The following is a 26,008-nucleotide window of genomic DNA, read 5'->3' as shown; positions in this document are numbered from 1 at the left end:
ATAATTAATAATAAAATTTTTGTTAAGTTTCAAGTTTTTAAACTAAAAAGGGGCTTTCGGAAGAAAGCCCCTTTTATTTTAAGTTTTCATTTTATCTGGGAGATCTCATAAAAGTATCTCACAAATGCTTTCATCCCACCGGATGCTTGTTTCCAATCAAAGTTTTCGTTTGGCTCATGATAACCATGTTCTGGAAGACTCAAACCAATCATCACGATTGGGACTTTAAGAAGTTTTTGCATTGTGACAACCGCACCGATAGAACCACCTTCTCTTATAAAGGCAGGTTTGACGCCAAACGCATATTCAATTGCCTTCACAGCTGCACTCGCATAAGGTCCTTCAAACTCACCAAGATATGGCTCCAACGCATTTTCAGGTTCAACCTCAACATCTGGATTGAGCTTCTTGACATAATCTTTGAGCAACTTAAAAGCTTTCTTTGGTGTCTGGTTCGGGACAAGGCGCATACTTATCTTTGCCTCAGCTCTTGGCGGAACTATTGTTTTTATCCCTGGTCCAGTATAACCTCCAACAATCCCATGGACCTCAAAAGTTGGTTCAGCCCAGATCCTTCTCAAAACTTCAGCTTTATCCTTTGTTCTCACACTTTTAAATCCAAAAACTTCCATTCTTTTCTTCACATCAAATCCAGAAGAAAGGAAATTTTTTAATTCTTTATCGCTTAATTTCTTCACATCTTTATAAAATCCGGGTATTTTAACTTTGCCAGTTTTTGCATCGTAAAGCTGTGAAATAAGTTGACACAGTTCCCCAATTGGATTTCTCGCCCAGCCACCTGTTGTCCCAGAATGAACATCTTTTGTTCCTGTTTCAAGGACAAGCCTTGCCCCTTGTAATCCTCTCAATCCATAAGGTATAGCTGGCTTGTCTGAAGAAATCCACAGGGTATCGGAAACAAGCACAGAATTCGTTTTAAGTTCCGATTTGTAATTCTTGATGAAATATCCAAAATTTGGGCTTCCGTTTTCTTCCTCAAATTCCCAAATAAATTTAATGTTTATCGGAATCCCATTTTCAACCGCAAAACGAGCTGCAAATAAAGCAGTAAGCGCCGGTCCCTTATCATCAGTTGTACCACGACCATAATATTTACCATTTTCCTTGGTGAATTTAAAGGGTTCCCGAATCCATTCAGGACCACCAGCCGGTTGAACATCAAGATGGTTATAAATTGCAACAGTTGGATTTTTTGGATCTGTTACATAAGATCCAAAGACAACTGGGTTTCCAGGGGTTGTGCATTTTTTCGCTTCAAATCCGAATTTTTTCAAAAATTCAACCGCAAGATCAGCACCCCGTTCAATATCGTTTTTATAAGATGGATCCATGCTGACAGTTGGAATCTCAACTATTTCACCAAGCATTTGTTCAAATTCGTTTCTTACATCATCAACATAGCTGTTAATTTTTTCTGCTATGTTTTCCCAGTTTGGAAGTTGTCCTGCCATGTTTTTCTCCTCTTTGTTTTGGTTTTAAAAAAATTTAAGTTGATCTCGGGTGGTAAAGATAATAGATCTCCCTTATCGTCTCATTACTTATATGAGTGTAAATTTGAGTTGTGGTTATACTTGCATGTCCAAGCATCTCTTGAACAGACCTTAAATCCGAGCCACCCTCAAGAAGATGTGTCGCAAACGAATGTCTAAGCGTGTGAGGATGAATCTCCTTCTTTATCCCAGCCATCAGAGCATACTTTTTAACAATTTTCCACACGCTCATCCTCGTCAATTTCTTTCCTAATCTACTTAAGAAAAGAAAATCTCCACTATCAATTTTAGCAAGTTTTGGTCTAATTTTCAACTGATATTCCCTCACCCATTTAATTGCAACCTTTCCAATTGGAACCAATCTCTCCTTTGAACCCTTACCAAAAACTCGCACAAATTCCATATCAAAATATAAATCAATTTGCCTTAAATTTATCAACTCAGAAACTCTAACCCCCGTTGCATACATAAATTCAAGAATCGCCTTGTCTCTTATCCCCAGTGGTGTTGAAGTATCAGGTTGTTCAAGAAGCGCAAAAACCTCATCAACAGTTAAAACCTCGGGTGGCTTCTTTCTTATTTTCGGATGCTCAATGTTTTCAGCTGGATAATTCTTTGAATAAGACTCAAGAAGTAAAAACCTATGGAATGTTCTTATTGAAGCTACATTTCTTGATATGCTTGATGGGCTTAAACCAACTAAGCTAAGTTCCCGAATATACTTTCTTATTAACTCCTCACTAACAAAATCTGGATGTTCAACCCCGTTGTCCTCAAGAAAAGACACATAGCGAACAAGATCAACTGAATATGATTCAACAGTGTTTTTAGAATAACCTTTTTCAATCTCAATTGACTTGAGAAAATGCTTTAAAAAGCGTTGCCAATTAACACTTCGGATTCTTAATAAACTTTCATCTACATATTTACCTTTAACTTGCGCCATTTTTTAATCTTCTCGCTTTCCTTTTCGCCTTTATCTTAACTTCCTTTCTTTCAGATGCCTCTTCTACAATCTCTTCCTGCCCTGGATATTTAACCCTTGGATGATAAAGGTTGACCAGTATCTGAATGAATGTTCTCTTTATATCCTCAATGTCTTTAAATGTCAAGTTTGACTCGTCAAGTTGACCATCTTCAATTCTACTTTCAAATATCGCTTCAACCGTTTTCTCTATGTTCTCAGGGGTTTTCTCATCAAGAGACCTAACAGCAGCTTCAACAGAATCAGCAAGCATCACTATTCCAGTCTCTTTTGAATCTGGCTTTGGTCCTTTATATCTAAAATTACTTTCCTCAATTTCAATGTTTCTAAGTTCTTTTCTTTTCAACGCTTTTCCATAGAAGTAAGCCACAAGTGTTGTCCCATGATGCATAGGGATAAATTTTATTATCTCTGAAGGAAGCTTATATCTTTTTGCGATTTTTTGCCCTTCTTCAACATGCGAGATGATTATATGAACGCTTTGCTCAGGCATAATTGAGTTGTGGAGTTTGTCTGATTCCATTTGATTCTCAACAAAGAATTCCGGATTAAAAATTTTCCCAACATCATGATAATATGCCCCAACACGTGCAAGCACAGGATTAGCTCCAATCGCCTTCGCTGCTGCCTCAGCAAGAGTTGCAACTGCGATGCTATGGTGAAATGTCCCAGGAGCCCTTGCTGAAAGCTCACGCAAAAGTGGATGATTGAAATCAGAAAGCTCAAGCAAGGTGATTTCAGTCATAATCCCAAAAATTCTCTCAAGAAAAATTAACAAACCATATGTTAAAATTGGCGAAAGGAAAGCGTTAGCCGTCGCAAAACCAAGTTTTGCGAAAATAACAGCAATGGACTCATATTTTTGAAAAGAAAATCCAACTATAACAAAGACATACGCAATAAGAATGAAAATGAAACTCCTGAAAATCTGCATTCTATTCCCAATGCTTCTTACGGAGTAAATAGCAATAGTCCCAGCAACAAACGAAGCTGATGCTATATCATAATTGTAACCTATAAGAGAACCAATTATAAGTGAGATCACCACAGTTGCCCAAAATGCAACCCTTGAATCAAAAATCACCGTCATCAACATTGAAAACGCTGGTATAAGGATAAGATAGTATATCTCATACCCGGTTTTTATCTTTGTTATCAAGAAGGCAAGCAAAATTTCCAGAAGAAAAAGAGCAGTTATAAGCGAGAGCAGTTTATTGTCAAAATAAATTTTCTTTCTATACATGTAAAGATAAATCCAGAAGATAGCAAATAGGGTCCCCGTAAGGATAAAACGCCCAAGGTCTTTTATAACTTGTCCAGTTCCAATGCCACGCTCCTTTTGCGCTCTTTTTAAGGATTCAAGCTTTAAATACTTATCAGGGGTTATTATCTCATGCCTTGATATTATTTTTTCATTTTCACGAACGATGCCAGCAGTTCTTAAAACTTTACTCTTTTCCCGCTCAATCAAATTGTTCGTCTCAGATTCGTTAAAAACCAAATTTGGTTTAACAAATGAATAAAAAATTTTCGCAATTATATCAAAATAAACCGAATCAACCTCAATAAGCTCTGGGAAATTTCTCCGTGTTAACTCTTTTGCAAGTTCAAAACTTTCCCTCAGGTCATAAAATTTCCCTTGCTTATAAACCTCCTCAAACTTCCCCCTTCTTAAAACTATTTCATTTCTTTTCAACTCCGATCTTGGAACCGAGATCACACCCACTGGTTGATAAACCAACGCAAGATATGTCTCCCCAACAATCTTTAATTTGTTGAAATCAAAATACCCAATTTTATACATTGATTCAATTTTGTTAAGTTCATCATTGGTGACCTTCTGAATTAAATTTTCCCTCAAATTTTCAATTTCAATAGAATCATGCTTGAGAAGATTTAAATTAACCCGCTGATTTAATTTGACCTGATAATTTTGCTTTAAATCAAGATATGATTTCAAGTTAGTTAAGAATTTCCGTAATTCGTTCAGCTGGTTCTTGTATACCTGTGTATCAACATCAAAAATAAAATAAACTCTGCTGTAAACTTTCTCAAGTTCTTCTTGATACTGTTTTTCGTCCTTGTATATCGGGAAGGAAAAAGGAGCGACCACATCATCATAAAGCCAGACGCTTCCAATTTCATATTTATATTCAAACGCATGTGGACTCCTGAACAAGAACACAGCAGAGATGGGAATGAGAAAAAACATAAGAACTTTCAAAATCAAATCCCTTTGAAAAAGGGATGTAAAACTTCGTATTTTCATATTTCAGGCTAATTTTTTTGCTTCAAGTAAAATCTCAAGAAACTCACTTACACCATCTTCATCATTTGTCTTCGTTGTTACATAGTCAGCGTTAAATCTTACTTCCGCAACGGCATTTTTCATCGCAACCGCAACTCCAACCTTCTTTAAGAATTCAAGATCGTTATAGAAATCGCCAATCCCTACAACTTCTTTCCGTTTCAACCCGTAATACTTGCGAACATATTTCAAACCAGTTGCCTTTGAAATTCCCCTGCGTTTTACCTCAAGATAGGTTAATCTATCATATTTAAGGGATGGATATATTGATGTTGATATATTTGAGAAAAATGGTGGCTCAAGCTTATGTGCAATTTTGTAAAGTATCCGTGATCTATCGGAACTGAAAACAACACGCAGAACTTTATCAGTGTGGTCATAATATGAATCAACTTCCATAGTTTCAGCTTCAAGATTTCCAATATATGAGGGGAAAATCGTATTCTCAGGCGTATAGATAACTTTATCTTCTGAATAAAAAAGTATGTTAACAAAATACCTTTCGGCAAGTTCAAGGGCTTTGAGAACTCGCTTCTCGGGAAGATAAAAGGCTTTTATTGTTTCACCCTCTGGAAACTTTACAAGCGCACCATTTAATGAAACTATTGGGTCGTCAACACCAAGCATCTTCGCATATTTAACCGAAGCCGAATGGACACGTCCCGTGATAAGGGTAAACCTAATCCCCAAATTCCTTAATTCTCTCACAAGTTGCATCGTTTTTTCTCCGATTTGATTATCCGAACTCAGTAAAGTTCCATCAATATCACATGCAACGAGCTTTATTTGCTTCAACCTTTTTTTAAGCTCAACAAGGTCAATCTTGGGCATTTCCTCAATTAAAGTTGCTTTTTTAAAATTTAACAAAATTGTGAAAAAGAAAAAACATAACCCGAAGAGATATCAGAATTTCCCCGTTAATAAATCATCACACATCTTTTGCATGAAATTTTAAAAAAATCCAGATTTGTGATATCTTAAAGATAAAACAAAGATTAAATTTGCCAGGCATATGTCTTTGCGAATTTCAATTATGTTCCTTACGATTATTTTCTTATCATCGTGTTCACGGGGTGGAAAAGAAATTAAACTCCCCGAAGAGGTAAAACGAGGACGGGAAATTTTTTATGACTCAAATTATGGGACTACAGGGTTCGCGTGTGCAAACTGCCATGCTGACTTTGACGATTTAAACTATCCCGATGATAAAATTAGACCGGGGCATAACTTGATAGGTGCTCATACCAGAAAAGTCACATGGTATGGCAAATTCCGAGGAGAGGCATTAAATATAACAGCAGCTGGAGCTGGTCTGTGCGTTGTTTTGTATCAGAAAAAACAAGAAATTTCAAATCCACTGAAAGCTTTGCCTCCCGAAGATGCTCAGGCGTTATTAGCTTACTTTCAATTCATATCAGGAGATATTGAAGTTGAAAAATTAACATCTCAACCCCTTATCCTACCCTGGGAGGATGAATCAAAAAGAGCCGAAAAAGTCAAAAAGATCAAAGATAAAATTTTAAATCTCGTTGGAAATCCCGAAAATGGCGCAGTAATCTACGAGAAAGCCTGTGAACAATGCCATTTAGATGAAATCAACCTTGCCCCGCCGATATTTGCCGAAAAGATCACCCCTGAAAAAATAATTGAGATGGTTCGTGCAGGCTCACCAGCCTCAAGCAAAACCCCAATGCCGTTTTTTACCCCAGATAAATTAACAGACCAAGAAATAGCAGATCTCATCGCTTATGTTATTAAATTACGAGAGAGATAAAATTTTCTGAAAAATTCTCAATGCTGTATTTGCCTTTTTTGCTCCACAAATATCGGAAATCGTTTCAATAATCTCAATAACTTCATTTTGTTTTACACCCACATTCAATGCCCCTTTCAAATGAGAATACAATTGCCTTTCCCAACCAAGCGAGGTAAGAATTGCCACATTCAAAAGTTCCCTTTCCTTTAAACTCAACACATCTCTACTTAAAACTTTACCATACCCCTCAATTAACATCCATTTAAGGAGATCTGGGTGCAGTGACTTCATATTCTGAATTAGTTTATCAAAATTCTCACCATAAACTTTTTGACAAGTTTTAACCCCATTTAAATAAAACTTATTAACATTATAATCTTTTGGTCTTGCTGATCTTTTATTCGCTAATTTTCTCAAAACAATAAAACCTTCTATAACTGCTGGGAATCCCGCAAAAAGATAACACTGCAAAATTGCCTCTTCAACCCTCCTAAGGTTTGTTTCAATTAAAAGATTTTTCTTTAACTCCTCTTCAAGATTTTTTGTCTTCCCGAGCGAAACAAGCGAAACAACCCTTGCTAAAAATTTTATATCTGCGTTTTTCATAATTTCACTATTTTAACAAAAAACCCGACCAATCAGGTCGGGCAAAAAATTGGAATTTAAATTTTAAAATTTACTGCTCCTTCAAAAGATCAAGTTCATACTGTGCGTTTCTTGCAAGCCGTGGGTCTTTCTTCGCCTCAAGAAATGCTTTTCTCGCCTCTTCAACTTGACCAAGTTTTTTATATGCAATCCCAAGCTCAAAATAAGCATCCGCATTCGTGGCTTTTGGATTTATCTCAATTGCTTTCTTTGCTGACTCAACTGCTTTATCATGCTGTGAGAGTTTATTATAAACAAGCGCAAGCATAACATAAACCTTCGGGTAATCCTGTCTATAAGTCGTTGCTTGAGTTAAAAGATCAACTGCTTCCTGAAATTTTCCCGCCTGAATTAATGCGTTTGACTTACCAAGCAACGCCTCAACAATTCCTTTCATCGCCACATCAAGCTTTTTATCATACTGCAACGCTTTGGTGTAATTTTCAATAGCGTTATCATAATCTCCCTGAGCCAGATAAATTCCAGCAATGGCATTATAAGCTGGGGCAAAATCATTTTTAAGATTTATTGCTTCCTTAAATACCTTGATTGCCTCCTCATTCTGCCTCAAAGCCTTAAGTGCAAGACCCTTATTATAATAAAACCTTGGATCTTGTTGGATTTTTAATGCCTCATCATACTTCTCAATAGCTGCCTTATAATTCCCACTTCTTAAAAGCGAATTACCTTCATTAAAAAGTTTCGCCGCCTCAACATCAGGCTTTACGGAATTGCCACCCTGAGCGTTTGCAAGTGAAACTGCCAGAATTAAAAGCACCGTTATTGAAAGAAGCTTTCTCATATTATCAGCCTCCTTAATTTTCATTATTTCTTTTAATAATAAAACATTTTTTGTTAAAAGTCAATAGTTAAATTATTCCTATTTGCCAAACTTCATTTCCTCCAACCTCTCCAAAAATTTGATTTTTTCAAAGGAATTTTTAAACTTTGAATGTAAACAGACCTCAAAACCAAAACGGGGATGATTGCTATGGTGAAGTTTCAAAATCTCGCTGAGCTCTTTGAATTCGGGGTAAAAACATATCGCAATCCCAAACTCCTGAACTACAAATCACAGGGAGTGTGGAAATCAATCTCCGCAGATGAAGCTTTCAATCGTGTTAAAAATATTGCACTGGGTCTTTACAGTCTTGGAATAAGATTTGGAGATAAAATCGCCCTTTTATCCGAAAGCCGACCCGAATGGACATTGACAGACCTTGGGATAATTTCAATTGGTGCAATTGATGTGCCAATCTACACAACTCAATCACTACCTCAAGTTGAGTTTATACTTACAAATTCGGAATCAAAAATGATCTTTATTTCAACAAAGCAACTTTATGAGAGAGTTTTACCTGTGATTGAAAAAGTTGGACTCGTGGATAAAGTTATAACTTTTGAAAAATCCGCCGATAATCTCATGACGCTTGAAGAACTTGAAGAAAAAGGGAAAGAACTTGATAAAAATAACCCAAACCTTTATGATGAGTTAAAATCCAAAGTTAAACCCGACGACCTTGCCACTATAATTTACACATCTGGGACAACTGGTGAGCCGAAAGGAGTAATGCTCACACATTCAAATTTGATCTCAAACGCTACGACCTGTGCATCGCTATTTACATGGGATGCAGAAAAAGAAATTGCTCTTACTTATCTTCCTCTTTCGCACATCTTTGAAAGAATGATAATTTATCTTTATCTCTACATCGGAATTCAAATTTGGTATGCCGAATCAATAGATAAACTTGCTGATAATCTTCTTGAGGTAAGACCGACGGTTATGACCACTGTTCCAAGGTTCCTTGAAAAGGCGGAGGAACGAATGATTGCCCAGGTTCAAAAAATGTCCCCGTTAAAGCGTAAGATTTTCAATTGGGCACTGAACATCGCAAAACAATATGATCCTGAAAAAAGATTTCCCCTTTCATACAAAATAAAACATAAACTTGTAGATATACTTGTCTACAAAAAAATCAGACAAAGATTTGGTGGAAGATTTAGATTCATCGTCTCCGGTGGCGCTGCATTAAGACCCGACCTCGCCAGAATTTTTACCGCCGCTGGCATTCCAGTGCTCCAAGGATATGGATTGACAGAAACATCGCCTGTTATATCTGTAAACCGACTTGAAAGAAATAGAATTGGTTCGGTTGGCCCAGTGATCCCCGGCGTTGCAGTTAAAATTGCAGAAGACGGTGAAATTCTGGTTGATGGTCCAAATGTTATGAAAGGCTATTACAAAAATGAAGAAGCAACCTTAAAAGCATTTGAACATACATGGTTCAAAACTGGCGACATCGGCTATTTAGATAAAGATGGCTTTTTATTTATCACAGACAGAAAGAAAGATTTAATCAAAACAAGCGGTGGAAAATTCATAGCGCCTCAAGTTATTGAAAATCTCCTTTCTTCAAATGTATATATTGATAAAGCCATTGTGATAGGTGAGGGCAGAAAGTTTGCCTCAGCGCTCATATTTCCAAATTTTGAAACTTTAAAACAATTTGCGCATGAAAACAACATAACTTATTCAAATAATGCTGAACTTGTAAATCATCCAAAAGTTCAAGAATTATATCAAAAAATCGTTGATCAGGTAAATCAGCATCTTGCGCAATGGGAAACGATAAAAAAATTTGCAGTGATTGATGGTGTCTTGACAATTGAAGATGATTACCTCACGCCTACCTTGAAAGTAAAGCGAAGAAATGTTGAAGCAAGGTATAAAGACCTAATTGATTCATTTTACAAAGAGTAAAATCCATTTAAAAATAAAAGGGCAAAATTAAAAAATGAAACCCATCAAAAAAGTTGCTGTTCTGGGCGCAGGCGTGATGGGGGCACAAATTGCAGCTCATCTCGCCAATGCAGGAATCCCATCTTACCTACTTGACATCGTTCCAAAAGAACTAACTGAAGATGAAAAAGCAAAAGGATTAACACTTCAAAACCCCGATGTAAGAAACAGAATTGTTCGTGAAGGTCTTGAAAGAGCTAAAAAATTAAAACCAAATGCGTTCTTCATCCCAGAACTTGAAAAATTGATAACAATTGGAAATTTTGAGGACAATTTAAATTGGTTATCTGAGGTTGATTGGATAATTGAAGCAGTGGTTGAACGGCTTGATGTGAAAAGAGAACTTTTCAAAAAAGTTGATATGGTTAGAAAACCCGGAACAATTGTAAGCTCAAACACCTCCGGGATCAGAATTTCCGAAATAGCTGATGGCTTAAGCGATGACTTCAGGAAACATTTCCTCGGTACACACTTTTTTAATCCACCAAGATACATGAAACTTCTTGAGATAATTCCGACCGCCGAAACATCAAAAGAAGTAATTGAAACAATAGCTGAATTTGGTGAAAGAGTCCTTGGGAAGGGAATCGTCTACTGCAAAGATACGCCAAATTTCATAGCCAACAGGATCGGGGTTTTCGCAGTGATGTATGTTCTACACTATATGCTTGAAAATGGCTTTACAATTGAAGAAGTTGATGAATTAACAGGTCCCGTGACGGGAAAACCTAAAAGCGCAACCTTTAGAACGCTTGATCTTGTTGGGCTTGATACACTTGTTCATGTTGCAAATAATCTTTACAACGCTGTCCCAAATGATGAGATGAGGGATTATTTCAAAGTTCCTGATGTGATTCAAAAGATGCTTGAAAATAAATGGCTTGGAGAAAAAACTGGGCAGGGGTTCTATAAACGTGTTAAAAAGAATGGAGAAAGTGAAATACTTGTTCTTGATCTCTCAACCTTGAGCTATAGAGAAAGACAGAAAGTGAAATTAGGGTCTCTTGAAATGGCAAAAGCAACTGAAGGATTGAAAGATAAAATTCAAATTTTGATGAACGCAAAAGATAAAGCAGGTGAATTTTTCTGGAAAACAACCAGCGCCGTTCTCGCTTATACCTCAAATAGAATTCCCGAAATCAGCGATACAATAGTTGATATTGATAATGCAATGAAGTGGGGTTTCAATTGGGAAATAGGTCCATTTGAAATGTGGGATTTAATTGGGGTTGAAAGCTCAATTGAGAAAATTGAATCATATGGATTTAAAGTTGCTGATTGGGTTAAAGATATGATAAAATCTGGAAAGAAAAGCTTCTATGAGAAAAGGAATGGGAAAATTTACTTTTATGATGTCGTCGGAGTTAAGGATTATATTGAAATGAAAGCTAAACCTGAGATAATCAACCTTGCTTTATTTAAAGAGGATAAATCAAGAGTTATAAAGCAAAATGCGGGTGCAAGTTTGATTCATCTTGGCGAGGGAATTTTATGTCTTGAATTTCATACGAAGATGAACGCAATTGGTGAGGATATTCTCGTAATGGCAAATTATGCTCTTGATGAGCTTGAAAAAAATTATGAAGCGCTCGTAATTGGAAATCAAGGTCAACATTTTTCAGCAGGTGCAAATCTTATGATGATACTCATGTTAGCACAAGAAGGTGAATGGGAAGAAATTGACAGGGCTGTAAGGATGTTCCAAAGAATGAACATGCGAATTAAATATTCTCCCAAGCCAGTTGTTGTTGCCCCACATGGGATGACGCTTGGGGGTGGATGTGAGATTGTTCTCCATGCTCCAAAAGTTCGCGCCTATGCCGAAAGTTACATTGGTTTAGTTGAAATTGGGGCTGGTGTAATCCCAGCTGGTGGTGGGACAAAAGAAATGCTTTTAAGAGCAATTCAAAGGGCACCGAAACAAGATAATGTTGACCTCACCCCATTTATAAGAGAAGCATTTGAAACGATCGCATTCGCAAAAGTTTCAACAAGTGCACTTGAAGCTAAAAAACTTGGATATTTGCGAGAATTTGACACAATTTCAATGAACAAAGACTATCTAATTTATGATGCTAAAAAAATAGCGCTTGCTATGGTTGAGGAAGGCTATAAACCACCGCTCCCAGCTGAAATCGTTGCGCTTGGAAAACAACTTTATGCAAATTTCCTCGTCGGGATTTATCTTATGCGGGAAGCTAATTACATAACCGAGTATGAAGCTCACATTGGTAAGAAGCTTGCTTATATAATGTCAGGTGGTGATTTCACATCACCACAAATTGTAAGCGAACAGCATATCCTCGACCTTGAGCGTGAAGCATTCTTAAGCCTATGCGGTGAAAAGAAAACACAAGAACGAATGCAGCATATACTAAAATATGGAAAACCGTTAAGAAATTAATTTCAAAAACATAAAAAGGTGTTAAAATGCAAGACGCAGTAATAGTAACAGGAGTAAGAACTGCAGTTGGAAGGGCAAAAAGGGGAGCACTTAAAGATTTCCGCCCTGATGAAATGCTTGCAATCGTAATCTCTGAAGCCGTTAAAAGAACCCCAAACCTTAATCCTGAAGAAATTGATGATGTTATAATTGGTTGCGCATTTCCCGAGGGTGAACAGGGACTAAATGTAGCAAGAATTGCAAGCTTAAGAGCCGGACTTCCGGTAAGCGTCCCAGCAATTACAATCAACAGATTTTGCTCGTCTGGTTTACAATCAATTGCTTTCGCAGCCGAAAGAATCAAACTTGGATATGCTGATATCATAATCGCAGGCGGGGTTGAATCAATGAGCATGGTTCCAATGACCGGGAACAAATTTTCAGCAAACCCATATCTTGCTGAAAATTATCCAGAGGTTTATATCAGCATGGGTTTAACAGCTGAAAGAGTCGCGGAAAAATATCACATCACGAGAGAAATGCAAGATGAATTCGCTTTGAAAAGCCATCAAAAAGCATTAAAAGCAATTCAAGAAGGGAAATTTAAAGATGAAATCGTCCCCCTTAAAGTCGTCAACAAATATATTAATGGGAAAGGGGAAAAAATTGTTGAAGAAAAAATTTTTGACACCGATGAAGGACCTCGTGCTGATACATCACTTGAAAAGCTTGCTCAATTGAAGCCAGCGTTTAAGGAAGGAGGAACAGTCACCGCTGGGAACTCATCCCAAATGAGCGATGGCGCCGCTGTTGTTGTGGTCATGTCTGATAAAAAAGCAAATGAACTTGGACTAAAACCAATAGCGCGATTCGTCTCTTACGCCGTCGCCGGTGTCCCACCGGAAATAATGGGAATTGGTCCAGTTGAAGCAATCCCAAAGGCACTAAAACTTGCGGGACTTAAACTTGACGATATCGGACTAATTGAGCTTAATGAAGCATTTGCTGCTCAATCTCTTGCTGTTATAAAGCTTGCTGGATTAAACGAAGAAATTATAAATGTCAACGGTGGAGCAATTGCGCTTGGACATCCACTTGGCTGTACAGGAGCAAAACTGACCGTGACGATTTTAAACGAAATGAAAAGAAGAAATGTAAAGTATGGAATGGTCACAATGTGCATCGGCGGTGGTATGGGTGCTGCGGGAATTTTTGAATTAATTTAAAAAATGCCCCGACATGTGTCGGGGCCCTACAGTTCACCTTAAACTATCAAGATAAATTAAAATTAATGAAGCCCCAGCAAGTGCAAGGTTTTTCATGAAATGAGCCATCTGATTCGCAGCAAGTCCGGGGTCTTGAACTGCCCAAAACTTGTGCATTATAAAAGCAGTTGGAACAAGAAATAAAAAGAGTAAAATCGCACCGATTGTTAAGTAAAAGTTAAATAAAACACTTATCCCTCCAAGTATTATCATCAAACCAGTCAACGGAACGGTTACATTCGGAGATGGTGCTTTCATCATCTGAGCATATTGAACCATATCTTTATAGTTTCTAAAGTGCCCAAAGCCAGACATTATAAAAAGCGCTGAAAATAAAATTCTCCCAATTACCCAGATCGCTTCCATGTTTATTTCCTCCTTTTTTATGAAATTTCTTTTTTAAAGATTCCCAACTCAACAGAAATTGAACCTGGACCAAAGACAAGAATTGCTAAGGCACATGCAAAAAGTGCAAGGTCAAGTTCAGCTCCAACCCCTGGCTTATCCATCGGATCTATAAGTCCAACCTTAACCTTAACAAGCAATGTTGCAACAATCATATTAATCGCAAGTAATAACCCAACCCATCTTGAGAAAATTCCAAGTATGAGTACAATTCCGCCAACAAATTCAACCAAAGATACAATCACAGCAAAAAGCCCCGGAAGCGGAACACCAAGCCCGCCTAAAAATTTAGCAAACCCAGGGATCCCAAAAACAAATATCTTCGGATAACCATGGGCTATAAAGATAACCCCAAGTATTATCCTTATAACTAACAAATCTATATCGCTTATAACCTTATTTGAAAGTTTTGTAAGCATGTTTGCACCGTTTTTTGTTTTTAAGATGATTTTAAATATCAACTGCTCTTTTCTTAACAAGATGACCTTTTTGGTAATCTTCTATTGCCTGATAAATTTCCTCTGCTGTGTTCATAACAAATGGTCCCCAGCGAGCGACGGGCTCATTTAAAGGCTTTGCACATCCAAGCAAGACAACTGAATTCTTAAGCGCAGTAAATTTAATTAAATTGCCATCGTCTAAAACCGCAAGATGATGTTGATTTACCTTCGCTCCATCAGGGAATTTTATTTGTCCCTCTGAGACAAGACAAAATGAATTAACATCACCCGGAATTTCATATTCAAAATCAATTCCTTCCACCAATCTAATATCAAGATACAAAAAATGATAATAAGCCCAGTTTCTCTGCTCGGTTCCATTAAATATCCCCGATAGGAGATTTATTTTTACATCGTTCTCATTTAACTCAATCGCTTTAAAATTGTGGTAAAACGGGTCGCTCATTTTCTCCCTTGCGGGTGAATTAAGCCAAAGTTGATATCCCCATAACAAACCCTCTTTCATAAGTGGTATCTCTGAGTGCATCACTCCACTTCCAGCGTTCATCCATTGCAATTCACCTGAATTTAATCTTCCAGTGCTTCCCGTGCTATCTTTATGCTCAAAACTTCCCCACACCATATAAGTCAAAGTCTGAAATGCACGATGTGGGTGTGGAGGGAATCCTGCGATGTAATCTTCAGGGTCATCACTTTTGAACTCGTCAAGAAGAAGAAATGGGTCAAGATAATTTAGGTAAGGTGAGCCAATGTATCTTCTCAATCTTACGCCAGCTCCATCAATTACTTCTATACCAGGGATAATTCTTTGAATACGACGATATTTATTTATTTTCGTGAGCATAATTTTTTAGTTTAAAAATTTTGAGAGATAGTTTGAAAATTCCTCTAAAACTTGCTTGTTCAAACTGAAATAGTGATACTGTCCTTCTCTTCTAACATTTACGAGTCCGCCTTCCTGTAAAGCTTTCAAATGATGTGATATCGTCGGCTGTCTCAATCCCATTTTTTCGGTTATTTCCTTACAGCTTATTTCTTTTGATCTTGCGATCAATTCAAAAATTTTACATCTTGTTTCATCTGCAAGTGCTTTTGCAACTTTTGAAATTTTTACCTTTGCCATGCGTTTTGTTCCTTTGTTTTGAATTATAGACATATAGACAAATGTCTATATAAAAATAAACAAAAAGTTTCCAATTGTCAAGTCATCACCCAAAGGTGAAAGGTTAGTTTAAAGACTAAAAATAACCCCCTTTGGAGATACGCTAAATGTTAGAGCCTAAAATTTGCTTAAGAATTGAAAATTTTGTATATTTGTATTGCTTTGGGCCCGTAGCTCAGTGGTAGAGCATCTGCCTTTTAAGCAGGAGGTCGGAGGTTCGATCCCTCCCGGGCTCACTTTTTAATCATAATCAACAGGGGTTAAAACTTCGTTGTTTTCAGTCATATCTTTTTTAAACATCGCCCTTAATCTTTTATAAATTTTCCCTGGCTTTCCATCACCAATAGTGATTCCGTCATATTTTACAATTGGTGCAACAACAAGGGTCGTGCTGAAAAACATCATCTCACTGCTATTATATGCCTCACTTATTGGGATATCTGTTGAAACCACATCTTTTAAAATGCCTTCTTCCTTAAGCAAATTCGCAAAGTAAATAGCTCTTTTAAGCATTGTCCCGTGTAAAACTTTTTCAAGCCGTGGGTATTTAAAAACCTTGTCCCAAGTTACGATTGCAACATTTTTATTTGAACCCTCGGTGAGATAACCTTCCGAATCAATCCCAATTGCGGTATCTGCCCCAACATTATGCGCAAAAAGTTCCATCATAGCATTTGCAAGATAGTTGCAACTTTTAACCTGGGGAGTAAAAGGTTGCCTTAATGGAAAAGGACTTGTTACAACATTTAAACCTTCTTCATAATACCTTGACGGATAATTTGGGAGTGAGGTTATAATAAGATAAAAATGTCCCCGCGGTGACTCATCAGGATAAACGCTGAACCCCCCAGTTCCCCTTGAAATCCAAAATCTTGCCATACAATCTCTTTTTCCAGTTATAGCAATTGTTTCAAGGATTATCTCTTTCATTTCCTGCTTCGTTAACGGAATTTTTATACTTATTGCTGTCGCAGAGCGAATGATCCTATCAAGGTGCTCATCAAGAAGATAAACCTTTCCATTAATAACGAGCGAATTATCAAAAACACCATCGCCACGATGAACCATATGATCATCAAAGGGAATGTTCATAAGATTTGGATTTGTTACAACCGCATCCCATACAGTTGAATACATCGCAAAGTATTTTTCCTTTAGAGGTGTTTCCTGTTTAACCCAGTTAAGATAATCTTGTTCGTTCCAAATTTTCAACCTTTTTGTCTTCATTTTAACCTCCTGAAACTTTATTGTTTAATCTCGTTTAAAACTTCATCAAATTTTTCAATAAATAAATCTACATGCTCCTTCTCTATTATAAGGGGTGGCAATAACCTGATAACATTATTACTTGTGCAATTTACGATAATACCTTTAGCAATCAAACGATTAACCACATCAAAACATTCAATGCTAAGTTCAACTCCAACCATCAACCCGATTCCACGAATATCTTTTACAAGCCCACGATATTTTTCCTTAAGCATCAAAAGTTTTTCCTGCAAATAATTTCCGATATACTTAACATTATCAACAATTCCATTTTGAATCTCTTTTATAACTGCATAACCTGCGGAACACGCTACAGGGTTTCCCCCAAATGTTGAGCCATGTGCACCAGTTGTAAATACATCAACAACTTTTTCATTCCCGAGCACAGCCCCAAGCGGTAACCCTCCACCAAGTGGCTTCGCGAGTGCGATTATGTCTGGCTTTACATTATAATGTTCAAAAGCGAAAAATTTTCCAGTGCGCCACAAGCCACTTTGAATTTCATCCGCAACTACAAGAAAGTTAAACCCATCACGAAGTTCAAAAATTTTTTTAACAAATTTTTCATCTGCAGGAACAATTCCACCTTCGCCTTGAATAAACTCAAGAAAAACACCCGCTGTTTTATGACTCACTTTTTTCTCTATATCTTCAACATCATTATATCTTGCAATTAAAATTTCAGGCAAAAAAGGTTCGTATCCATCCCGATACTTTACTTTGTCCATTAGTGAAAGAGCTCCCATGGTCCTGCCATGAAATGAATTTGAAAAAGCAATTATTTCAACCTTCCCAAATTTCCTTCCCCATTTTCTCGTAAGTTTAATCGCGGTTTCAATCGCCTCGGCACCGCTGTTTGTGAAGAAAACTTTTTTATAGCCCGAAAGTTGAACAAGTAAATTTGCAAGTTCAATCTGTGGTTCCTGAACAAAAAGATTTGAGAGATGTATATATTTTTCAATCTGGTCAACCATCGCCTTTTTAACTTTTTCATTCCCATATCCCAAGGCGTTCACCCCAATACCAGCAATCATGTCAAGATATTTTCTCCCTTCTGAATCAATAAGATAAACCCCTTCACCACGCTTGATATGAACTCCAAGCCGTCTGTAAGTTTGAAAGAATAAACCTTTTTCAAGTTCAAAAACTGACATCAACTATCCCCAGTTAATTTTGAAATTTTTTGAAAAAGTGAATAGAGAAACTTAACTCTATTTCTCAATGTCTCAATATCCCCATCATTTTGTATGAATATATCCGCAAGTTCCCTTTTTTTGGCAGGGTTCATCTGCATTTTCATTCTATTTAGAACTTCCTCCCTTGAACAATTATCACGCTCCATTATTCTTTTAATTTTCACTTCTTCATCGGCATCAACGACAATGATATAATCAAGCTCGCTATCAAATCCAGATTCAAATATAAGTGCAGCTTCAACTATCACAAAATCATAACTTTTTTCCCTTGCAATTTTTTTAAACTCCGATATGATTTCCCTTATGACAGCGGGATGGACAAGCGATTCAAGTTTACTTTTTTTTGTTTCATCAGAGAAAATGATATCAGCTATAAATTTCCTGTTAAGTTTTCCCCCGATGTAAGCCTCTTCACCAAAGATTTTTTTAATTTTTTTCTTTAGATTTTCATCCTCTTCCATAATTCTTTTAGCGAGATCATCTGCATAGATAACTTTTGCTCCAAGTTCCTCAAAAAACCTACATACAGTTGTTTTTCCTGAACCAATTCCTCCCGTAACTCCTATAGTCAGTATACCGTGTTTGAATTGCAATTTTGTTCTTTTTTTTTAAAAGTTAAAAATTCTTCAAGAAATAAAAAAGTGGGGGTAATTACCCCCCACCTTTATAAAATCAAAGCACTTATTTCGCATAAGCGACTGCGCGAACCTCTCTTATAACCGTAACCTTTATTTGACCTGGATACTCCATCTCCTCTTGAATTTTTGCAGCGATGTCTCTTGAAAGTTGATCTGCGAGATTATCATCTATTTTGTCAGGTTCAACTATAACTCTCACTTCGCGACCAGCTTGAATTGCGTATGTTTTTGCAACACCTTCAAATGACTTTGCAATTTCCTCAAGTTTTTGCAACCTCCTCACATAACCTTCAACTGATTCTCTTCTTGCTCCAGGTCTTGCTCCACTTATCGCATCGGCTGCTTGAACAATTGCTGCGATAGGTGTTTCCATCGGGATATCTTCATGATGTGATCCAACGGCGTTAACGACAATAGGATGCTCTCCATATCTGCTTAAAATTTCATAACCTATCAAAGCATGTGGTCCTTCTTGTTTATCAACAACTTTACCTATATCATGGAACAAACCTGCTCGCTTTGCCAGATGTGCATCAAGACCAAGCTCTGACGCCATTATAGCTGCAAGATAAGCAACTTCTATACTATGTTGTAAAACATTTTGACCATAACTTGAACGGTATTTCATCTTCCCAACAAGCCGAATTATCTCGCGATGAACATTGTGAATTCCAAGTTCAAGCAATGTATTTTCACCAACCTTGAAGATCTCCTCTTCAAGTTCCTGCCTAACTTTTTCAACTACCTCCTCAATTCTTGCTGGATGAATTCTACCATCGGCAAGTAATCTTTCAAGCGCAATCTTCGCAACCTCTCTTCTGAATGGATCAAAACCAGAAATTATCACGGCTTCTGGGGTATCATCAACAATTATATCACATCCTGTAAGTTGCTCAAAAGCACGAATGTTTCTTCCCTCTCTTCCTATTATCCTCCCTTTTAATTCATCATTTGGAATGTGTAAAACCGTGACAGTTGTTTCAACCGAATGGTCAGCTGCTGTTCTTTGAATTGCTTGGACTATAATTTTTTGTGCCTCTTTTTTAGCCTCTTCCTTGGCTTGTTCACGAATCTCGCGAATCATCTTAGCTGCTTCAGCTTTTGCTTCTGAAACCATACTATCAATAAGTATCTTTTTAGCCTCATCACGGGTTAAACCTGCTATCTTTTCAAGTTGAATTTTTTGTTCCTCAATGATCTGCTCAATTTCCATCTGTTTAATTTCTAAAAGTTTTTTCTGTTCCTCAAGTTTTTGTTGGATTTTATTTAATTCCTGCTCCCTTCGGTTTAATTCCTCAGCTCGCTCGTTTAGCTTCTCTTCCTTTGAAAGAAGTTGTTTTTCATAAGATTGAAGCTTTTGCTTTATTTGATTTACTTCTGCTTCAAATTCTTGCTTTTTCCTAAACCATTCATCTCTTACTTCAAGAAGTTTTTCTTTCTTGATGTTATTTGCTTCGCGCTCTGCATCTTCAATTATCTTTTGAGCCCGAGCTTCAGCGGTTCCAATTTTCTTTTCCTCAACTTTTGAATGAAAAAACCACCCTATGAAAAACGCAAACAAAACAGCAGCTGAAATAACTATGTATACAACCATGTCCTCCCTCCAAGATTTTCTTTTCAAATAACTTTAAAAAATAAACCGCGCTTGCCAGCCCAGCAAGCTTAACGGTGAGAACCGGTGCCCGCCTGGATACTTCTTACTTCCACCGTCCGCTTTTGATGTCCTGGCTAAACCAGGACAGCGGAATCCCACCTTTAAATAGGTGGGATCGTGGCCTGTAATCCGCATCCAAGAGCCAGGCTACCAATGGGTCTTTGACGCTGGTTCTCCCCCAAGCTCAAACTGAGCTGACAGCGCGGTCATATACTTAATATCATATCTACCCTTGACGACAAACCACGCAACAAATCCTCTATCTCACTTTCCACATATCCTCTGTTTGCCCGCTCACGAAATAATTCCTCAGCAATGTTCAACGCAGTCAAAATTGCAATCGTCAAAATAGACTGATCAGGAAACTTGTTATGCAACTCATTCATCACCTTATCAACATACTCCGCAACTTTATAAGCAAGATCCTCATCTTCAACTTTTAAGGTATATTCAGTGTTAAAAATTTTTACCTTTACGACTTTTGATTGTGATAAATCCAAATTATTCTCCATAAAAGTTTATTTTCTGTTCTCACGGGAAAACCAGCGTCAAAAATTTTTCAAAGATAACGATTTAACCTCTCAAGCAAAGCTGAAACTTTCCTTTTGAACTCCTCTCTCTCATCAGGAGAGAACAAAACAATACCATTTTTCCTCATCTCCTCGTTCTCCCGCCTTAATGCATCAATCTCCGCTTCAAGTAAAGATATTTTCTGCTTCAAGCTTTCATTCTCATTTCTCAAATTCTGTACATATTCAAAAACCTTATCAAATTTTCCCTGAAGCTCTTCAAAAATCTTAATAAAGCTTGAAACGCCGTTTTTATTTTCCATCTCTTTCAATCTCAATATGCTCTAAGTTTAGCACCAAGTTTTTGTTCAACATAATTTACAACCTTCTTAATCAGCTCATTAACTTCTTCATCCGTCAATGTTTTCTCTTTTGAAAGAATTTCAAGCGAAAAAGCAACGCTCTTTTTACCTTCTCCAATTCTTTCACCTCTATAAATATCAAATAAACGAATTGATTTCAAAATCTCACCAGCTTTTTCCCTTATCGCTTTCTCAATCTCTCCAACCGGAACTCCTTCATCAACAACAAAAGCAAGATCTCTATAAACACTTGGAAATCTCGGCAATTCTACATATCGCCTCTCTTCAATTTTTGAATGTTTGCAAATCAATTCAAAATCAATTTCAGCAATGTATATATCCGCCTCAATATCAAACTTTTTCAAGAGATCATCGCTTGCCTTAAACAATTTTCCTGCATATTTTCCAGCTATCTCAATGCCTATCTCAAACTCCGCAAGCTCACTATTATTAGAATAATAAATAAACTGATAATTTTCAAGAAAAAGACCTCTGAACAACTTTTCCACCTCACCCTTTAGGTCATAAATATCAAAACCTCTTTCTCTCAAATCATATGAAACTGGCTCAGCCACGCCAGTCATCAGAATCAAAAGCCTTTCTTCCTCAACATAATTGTCAACATATTTTTGTTTTTCATCCTCATCAAAAGCGATCCTGAAAACCTTCCCTATTTCAAAAAATTTCAAATTTCTTATACCATATCCAAAGTTATGTTTAACCACCTCAAGCGCACTTGGGATTAAACTCGTTCTCAAAGCTGACATTTCCTTGCTCAACGGATTTAAAACTTTTACAAAATTTTCACCAAAAAGTCCAGCCTTATCCTGATCAAGCATACTGTTTGTTACAACTTCTTTAAATCCAGCGCCAATCAACCTTCCACGAACAAGATTATGGAAATCAATTTTTATCTTTTCAGCTGAGAAATGAACGATGGATTGCATTTTATCAGGAATTTTGTCATAACCATAAACCCTTGCAACCTCTTCAATAAGATCAATCTCCCGCTCAACATCAGGTCTAAATGTTGGAACTTTAACTGTTAAACCTTTCTCATCAAGATTCAAAACCTCAAATTCAAGCCCCTCAAGGATTTTAATGACTTCATCGCGAGGTATTTCAAGCCCGATTATAGAATTCAATCTTGAAAATCTTAAACTAACAACTTTTGGTTCAATTTTAACTGGGTAAACATCAATTATCCCTCGCAGAACTTCACCACCTGCGATTTCAGCCATAAGTTGAGCTGCGCGATTTAAAGCCCAGATCACAGCCTCGGGGTCAGCGCCTCTTTCAAACCTATAAGATGCGTCTGTTGATAATCCAAGATATTTTGATGTTCTTCTTATACTTATAGGATTGAAATAAGCGCTTTCAATTAAAACATTTCTTGTTTCCTCCGTGATTTGGCTATTTGCTCCACCCATCACACCTGCAATTGCCACAGGTTTTTGGGCATCACATATCATCAAAGTATCTTTTCTCAATGTCCTTGCCTTGCCATCAAGAGTTATAAAAACTTCACCATCTTCAGCACACTTCACAATAATTTTATGCCCAGCGAGTTTATCATAATCAAACGCATGAAGCGGATGCCCAATTTCATAAAGGACAAAGTTTGTTATATCAACAATGTTATTTATCGGTCGCAAACCAACAGATTGAAGATAATTTTGAAGCCATTTTGGAGATGGTTCAACCTTGACATTTAAAACAACTCTGGCTGTATATCTTGGACAATTCAGTGGATCAATGATCTCAACGGAAGCGTAATCTGTAACTTTTTTATCTGATTCAACAACCTTAATCTCTGGTTTTTTGAGTTTTAAGCCAAAAGCAACCGCAAGCTCACGGGCAATCCCAATATGACTTAAACAATCGGGGCGATTCGGAGTTATACTGATATCATAAACAAAATCATCAAGCCCGAAATACTCAGCAAGTGGTTGTCCAACTTTTGCATTTGGTTCAAGGACCAGAATACCTTCTTTATCATCCCCAAGTCCAAGTTCATATTCGGAACAAATCATTCCAAATGATTCAACTCCACGAATCCTTGCTCTTGTTAAAACGAACGGCTTTCCTTCGGGGTCATGCTGATTTCTTGGTATAATCGCACCAACAAGAGCAACTGGAACTTTCTGACCCGATGATACATTTGGGGCTCCGCAGATTATTTGAAGTGTATCTTTCCCGATGCTGACTTTACAAACCGTTAATCTATCAGCATTTGGATGCTTATTTACTTCCAGAACCTCCCCAACATAAAAATTTTTAAATTTTTCCCCAAGATACTCAACGCTTTCAACTTCAAGTCCAAGCATTGTAAGTTTTTCTTTTACCTCTTCAGGTTCTGCTTCAAGTTCAATGTAATTTTTCAGCCATTTGTGCGAAACCTTCACTTTCTTAAGTTCAATTTTGTTTTTCAAATTTAAAATTGCTCAAGAAATCTAAAATCATTCTCATAAAATAACCTTATGTCATCAATTCCATACTTAAGCATTGCTATCCTTTCAACTCCCATACCGAAAGCATAACCAGTGTATTTTTCAGAATCATAACCAACAAACTTAAAAACATTGGGGTCAACCATCCCACAGCCAAGAATTTCAAGCCATCCCCCGTATTTGCAGACTCTACAACCTTTACCCCCACAAATAAAACAACTAACATCTACTTCAGCGCTTGGCTCAGTGAACGGGAAAAAACTTGGTCTAAACCTTAACTTAACACTGCTTCCAAACATTTGCTTTGCAAATGAGAGCAAAGTTCCTTTTAACTCTGCAAAGGAAACATTTTCATCAACATACAATCCCTCAACTTGATGGAACAAACAATAACTCCTGGCACTTATCGCTTCATTTCTATAAACTCTTCCTGGAGCAATTATTCTAACAGGTGGTTGTTTTGATTCCATAACCCTTATTTGCACAGGCGATGTATGGGTTCGCAAAATTATATTTTCCTTGATGAAAAATGTATCTTGCATATCTCTTGCGGGATGTTCCGGCGGAATGTTAAGCGCTTCAAAGTTATGATAATCATCTTCAATTTCTGGACCCGAGGCGACATCAAACCCCATTGAGATGAAAATCTTCTTTATCTCTTCAAGCGTCTGCGTAAGCGGGTGCATTCCCCCAGTATATTTGTATCGCCCTGGAATTGTTAGGTCAACTAATTCTTTAACTTTCTTTTTATTTCCCTCAATCTTCTGTTTTTTCTCGTTAAATTTTGCTTGAGCAAGTTCTTTAAATTCGTTCAAAAGTTTTCCAACAACTGGTTTCTCATCACGGGGTATCTCTTTAAGTTTATCAAACAATGTTTGAATTATTCCCCTTCGCCCAAGATATTTAACTCTAAATTCCTCAAGCTGTTTTTCGTCCTCTATAGCGTCAATCTCTTCAAGGAACTTTGCTTTAACTTCCTCAATATGATTAATCATTTTTTCAATGAAACTTTGTGTTCAAACTTTTCAAATAAATAAAAAACTCCCATCATCGGGCTAAGCTAAAAAACAAACCCGAACGATGGGAGAAAAATTTTAACTAAAGGCAAATTTTACAACCTCAGAGAAAGCGTCGGGATTATTCACCGCAAGATCGGCAAGCATCTTACGATTGATCTCAATTTGCTTCTTTTTCAGAGCTGAAATGAGTTTTGAATAAGTTGTTCCATTTAATCTTGCTGCTGCGTTTATCCTTGCTATCCAAAGACGTCTAAATTCACGTTTTTTGGTTCTTCTGTCGCGATATGAATATTGAAGTGCTTTCGCAACATGGTCTTTTGCCTGTCTGAGGGTGTTGCCTCGCATCCCCCAGAACCCTTTCGCTCTCTCAAGTATCTTCTTCCTCCGCCTCCTTGATGCTGGCTTATTCGTTGCTCTCATCTTTCCCGATTCATTGATTTAGTTTTTAAAATCACGCAAGAATTAGTTGCTTGATCCTTTTTTCCTCATATGGATGAACAAGTGTTGGCTTACGAAGTTGCCTTTTCCTTTTCCTTGATTTTCCTGTGGCAAGATGGCTTCTTCCTGCCTTTTGCCTTTTTATCTTGCCAGTTGCGGTAACTTTAAATCGCTTCATCGCTGCGCGATTGCTCTTCACTTTTGGCATCTGATGACTCTCCTCCAAATTGTTTATTTTTTTCTTCCTGTTCTTTCAACATCTGAATTTTCTTCCTATCGGGTGCAAATAAAACACTCATTGAATTTCCTTCAAGTCGTATATCCTGCTCAACTTTTGCAACATCAGATAAAAATTCAATCAACTTCCTCAAAATTTTTTCACCAAACTCGGTATGCAAGATCTCTCTACCCTTGAAAATAACCTGCGCTTTAACTTTATGACCATCAAGTATAAAATCTCTCGCATGACGCGCTTTGAACTGAAAATCATGCTCACCTGTATTGGGATGAAATCTTAACTCTTTCAAAACTGTCGTTGCTTTCTGCTTCTTGTGCAACTTTTCTTCTTTCTGCTTCTCATACTTATACTTACCATAGTCCATCAACCTGCAAACTGGTGGATTAGCATTCGGAGCAACCTCAACAAGGTCATAACCTCGTTCTTCAGCCAACCTCAGGGCATCACGGGTATTCATTATGCCAAGTGACTGACCGTTCTCATCAATCACTCTAACCCGTGGAACTCTAATCTGATCGTTAATGCGTAATTCTTTCTCTATGGCGACTCCT

The 26,008-nt window shown here is 37.2% G+C and carries 25 protein-coding genes and 1 tRNA gene; 5 read left to right on the top strand and 21 right to left on the bottom strand.

What is annotated here, in order from left to right; all coding sequences use genetic code 11:
• Positions 1–86 precede the first annotated feature (86 nt).
• From AT685_RS01660 to AT685_RS01645, 4 genes are read right to left on the bottom strand one after another with little or no spacing between them, the layout of a single operon-like run.
• On the bottom strand, positions 87–1,472 hold the full coding sequence (locus AT685_RS01660; RefSeq protein ID WP_072151271.1) for a M20/M25/M40 family metallo-hydrolase: 1,386 nt from the start codon (positions 1,470–1,472) through the stop codon (positions 87–89).
• Positions 1,473–1,506: 34 nt separating this feature from the next.
• Positions 1,507–2,457, bottom strand: a complete 951-nt coding sequence (gene xerD / locus AT685_RS01655; protein ID WP_072151270.1) for a site-specific tyrosine recombinase XerD — start codon at positions 2,455–2,457, stop codon at positions 1,507–1,509.
• Positions 2,444–4,708: an HD family phosphohydrolase gene (locus tag AT685_RS01650; protein ID WP_159420451.1), complete on the bottom strand. Its 2,265-nt coding sequence runs from the start codon at positions 4,706–4,708 to the stop codon at positions 2,444–2,446. Before AT685_RS01650 ends, xerD begins: the two co-directional genes overlap by 14 nt.
• Before the next feature lie 60 nt (positions 4,709–4,768).
• Positions 4,769–5,635: a Cof-type HAD-IIB family hydrolase gene (locus tag AT685_RS01645; protein WP_072212623.1), complete on the bottom strand. Its 867-nt coding sequence runs from the start codon at positions 5,633–5,635 to the stop codon at positions 4,769–4,771.
• A 202-nt stretch (positions 5,636–5,837) separates the two neighbouring features.
• Here AT685_RS01645 and AT685_RS01640 point away from each other — a divergent pair, with 202 nt between their 5' ends.
• Positions 5,838–6,578, top strand: a complete 741-nt coding sequence (locus tag AT685_RS01640) for a c-type cytochrome (RefSeq protein ID WP_072151267.1) — start codon at positions 5,838–5,840, stop codon at positions 6,576–6,578.
• On the opposite strand, the gene AT685_RS01635 is transcribed toward AT685_RS01640, so the two are convergent.
• Positions 6,564–7,166, bottom strand: coding sequence for a carboxymuconolactone decarboxylase family protein (locus AT685_RS01635; protein ID WP_072150956.1), 603 nt, complete (start codon positions 7,164–7,166; stop codon positions 6,564–6,566). The genes AT685_RS01640 and AT685_RS01635 overlap by 15 nt on opposite strands.
• Positions 7,167–7,236: 70 nt before the next feature.
• Positions 7,237–8,007: a tetratricopeptide repeat protein gene (locus AT685_RS01630; protein WP_159420450.1), complete on the bottom strand. Its 771-nt coding sequence runs from the start codon at positions 8,005–8,007 to the stop codon at positions 7,237–7,239.
• 189 nt (positions 8,008–8,196) lie between these two features.
• On the opposite strand from AT685_RS01630, the gene AT685_RS01625 reads away from it, so the two are divergent.
• From AT685_RS01625 to AT685_RS01615, 3 genes are read left to right on the top strand one after another with little or no spacing between them, the layout of a single operon-like run.
• The gene (locus AT685_RS01625; RefSeq protein WP_159420449.1) at positions 8,197–9,969 is read left to right on the top strand and encodes an AMP-dependent synthetase/ligase; all 1,773 of its coding nucleotides are present in this window, start codon (positions 8,197–8,199) and stop codon (positions 9,967–9,969) included.
• Positions 9,970–10,003: 34 nt separating this feature from the next.
• A complete protein-coding gene (locus AT685_RS01620) occupies positions 10,004–12,412 on the top strand; it encodes a 3-hydroxyacyl-CoA dehydrogenase/enoyl-CoA hydratase family protein (protein WP_072151264.1) in 2,409 nt (802 codons plus the stop codon).
• Between the two features lie 26 nt (positions 12,413–12,438).
• A complete protein-coding gene (locus AT685_RS01615) occupies positions 12,439–13,617 on the top strand; it encodes an acetyl-CoA C-acyltransferase (RefSeq protein ID WP_072151263.1) in 1,179 nt (392 codons plus the stop codon).
• Positions 13,618–13,650: 33 nt separating this feature from the next.
• On the opposite strand, the gene AT685_RS01610 is transcribed toward AT685_RS01615, so the two are convergent.
• The 4 genes from AT685_RS01610 to AT685_RS01595 are packed head-to-tail and all read right to left on the bottom strand — an operon-like array spanning position 13,651 to position 15,645.
• On the bottom strand, positions 13,651–14,022 hold the full coding sequence (locus AT685_RS01610; protein ID WP_072150490.1) for a DoxX family protein: 372 nt from the start codon (positions 14,020–14,022) through the stop codon (positions 13,651–13,653).
• 17 nt (positions 14,023–14,039) lie between these two features.
• Positions 14,040–14,540 carry a DoxX family protein gene (locus AT685_RS01605; RefSeq protein ID WP_081040528.1) on the bottom strand — a complete coding sequence of 167 codons (501 nt, stop codon included), beginning with the start codon at positions 14,538–14,540 and terminating at the stop codon, positions 14,040–14,042.
• On the bottom strand, positions 14,512–15,366 hold the full coding sequence (locus tag AT685_RS01600; RefSeq protein ID WP_072151262.1) for a pirin family protein: 855 nt from the start codon (positions 15,364–15,366) through the stop codon (positions 14,512–14,514). Before AT685_RS01600 ends, AT685_RS01605 begins: the two co-directional genes overlap by 29 nt.
• A 6-nt stretch (positions 15,367–15,372) precedes the next feature.
• Positions 15,373–15,645, bottom strand: coding sequence for an ArsR/SmtB family transcription factor (locus tag AT685_RS01595; RefSeq protein WP_072150492.1), 273 nt, complete (start codon positions 15,643–15,645; stop codon positions 15,373–15,375).
• Positions 15,646–15,848: 203 nt separating this feature from the next.
• Between AT685_RS01595 and AT685_RS01590 the strand changes: the two genes are divergently transcribed.
• Positions 15,849–15,920: transfer RNA gene (locus AT685_RS01590), tRNA-Lys, on the top strand.
• Positions 15,921–15,924: 4 nt separating this feature from the next.
• On the opposite strand, the gene AT685_RS01585 is transcribed toward AT685_RS01590, so the two are convergent.
• From AT685_RS01585 to infC, 11 genes are all read right to left on the bottom strand, one after another.
• A complete protein-coding gene (locus AT685_RS01585) occupies positions 15,925–16,911 on the bottom strand; it encodes an aminotransferase class IV (RefSeq protein ID WP_072151261.1) in 987 nt (328 codons plus the stop codon).
• 17 nt (positions 16,912–16,928) lie between these two features.
• The gene (locus tag AT685_RS01580; RefSeq protein WP_072151260.1) at positions 16,929–18,107 is read right to left on the bottom strand and encodes an aspartate aminotransferase family protein; all 1,179 of its coding nucleotides are present in this window, start codon (positions 18,105–18,107) and stop codon (positions 16,929–16,931) included.
• Positions 18,107–18,742, bottom strand: a complete 636-nt coding sequence (gene coaE / locus AT685_RS01575; protein ID WP_081040526.1) for a dephospho-CoA kinase — start codon at positions 18,740–18,742, stop codon at positions 18,107–18,109. Before coaE ends, AT685_RS01580 begins: the two co-directional genes overlap by 1 nt.
• A gap of 88 nt (positions 18,743–18,830) precedes the next feature.
• Positions 18,831–20,381, bottom strand: coding sequence for a ribonuclease Y (rny, locus tag AT685_RS01570; protein ID WP_072150495.1), 1,551 nt, complete (start codon positions 20,379–20,381; stop codon positions 18,831–18,833).
• A 266-nt stretch (positions 20,382–20,647) separates the two neighbouring features.
• On the bottom strand, positions 20,648–20,953 hold the full coding sequence (locus tag AT685_RS01565) for a cell division protein ZapA (RefSeq protein WP_072151259.1): 306 nt from the start codon (positions 20,951–20,953) through the stop codon (positions 20,648–20,650).
• A gap of 47 nt (positions 20,954–21,000) precedes the next feature.
• Positions 21,001–21,273, bottom strand: coding sequence for a cell division protein ZapB (zapB, locus tag AT685_RS01560; RefSeq protein WP_072211826.1), 273 nt, complete (start codon positions 21,271–21,273; stop codon positions 21,001–21,003).
• An 11-nt stretch (positions 21,274–21,284) separates the two neighbouring features.
• Complete coding sequence (gene pheT / locus AT685_RS01555; protein WP_159420448.1) at positions 21,285–23,744, bottom strand: phenylalanine--tRNA ligase subunit beta; 2,460 nt, start codon at positions 23,742–23,744, stop codon at positions 21,285–21,287.
• Positions 23,745–23,746: 2 nt separating this feature from the next.
• Positions 23,747–24,757, bottom strand: a complete 1,011-nt coding sequence (pheS, locus tag AT685_RS01550) for a phenylalanine--tRNA ligase subunit alpha (protein ID WP_072151257.1) — start codon at positions 24,755–24,757, stop codon at positions 23,747–23,749.
• A gap of 99 nt (positions 24,758–24,856) precedes the next feature.
• Complete coding sequence (gene rplT / locus AT685_RS01545) at positions 24,857–25,201, bottom strand: 50S ribosomal protein L20 (RefSeq protein ID WP_072150831.1); 345 nt, start codon at positions 25,199–25,201, stop codon at positions 24,857–24,859.
• 31 nt (positions 25,202–25,232) lie between these two features.
• Positions 25,233–25,427, bottom strand: coding sequence for a 50S ribosomal protein L35 (gene rpmI, locus AT685_RS01540; RefSeq protein WP_047134784.1), 195 nt, complete (start codon positions 25,425–25,427; stop codon positions 25,233–25,235).
• On the bottom strand, positions 25,384–26,008 hold a 625-nt coding region (gene infC, locus AT685_RS01535), incomplete at its 5' end, for a translation initiation factor IF-3 (protein ID WP_072151256.1). The genes infC and rpmI, both read right to left, overlap by 44 nt.

The sequence above is a fragment of the Candidatus Kryptobacter tengchongensis genome, assembly GCF_001458555.1.
Classification (GTDB): domain Bacteria; phylum Bacteroidota; class Ignavibacteria; order Kryptoniales; family Kryptoniaceae; genus Kryptonium; species Kryptonium tengchongense.
The sequence above is the reverse complement of the archived record's forward strand: the minus strand, read 5'-3'. Positions and strand labels throughout refer to the sequence as shown.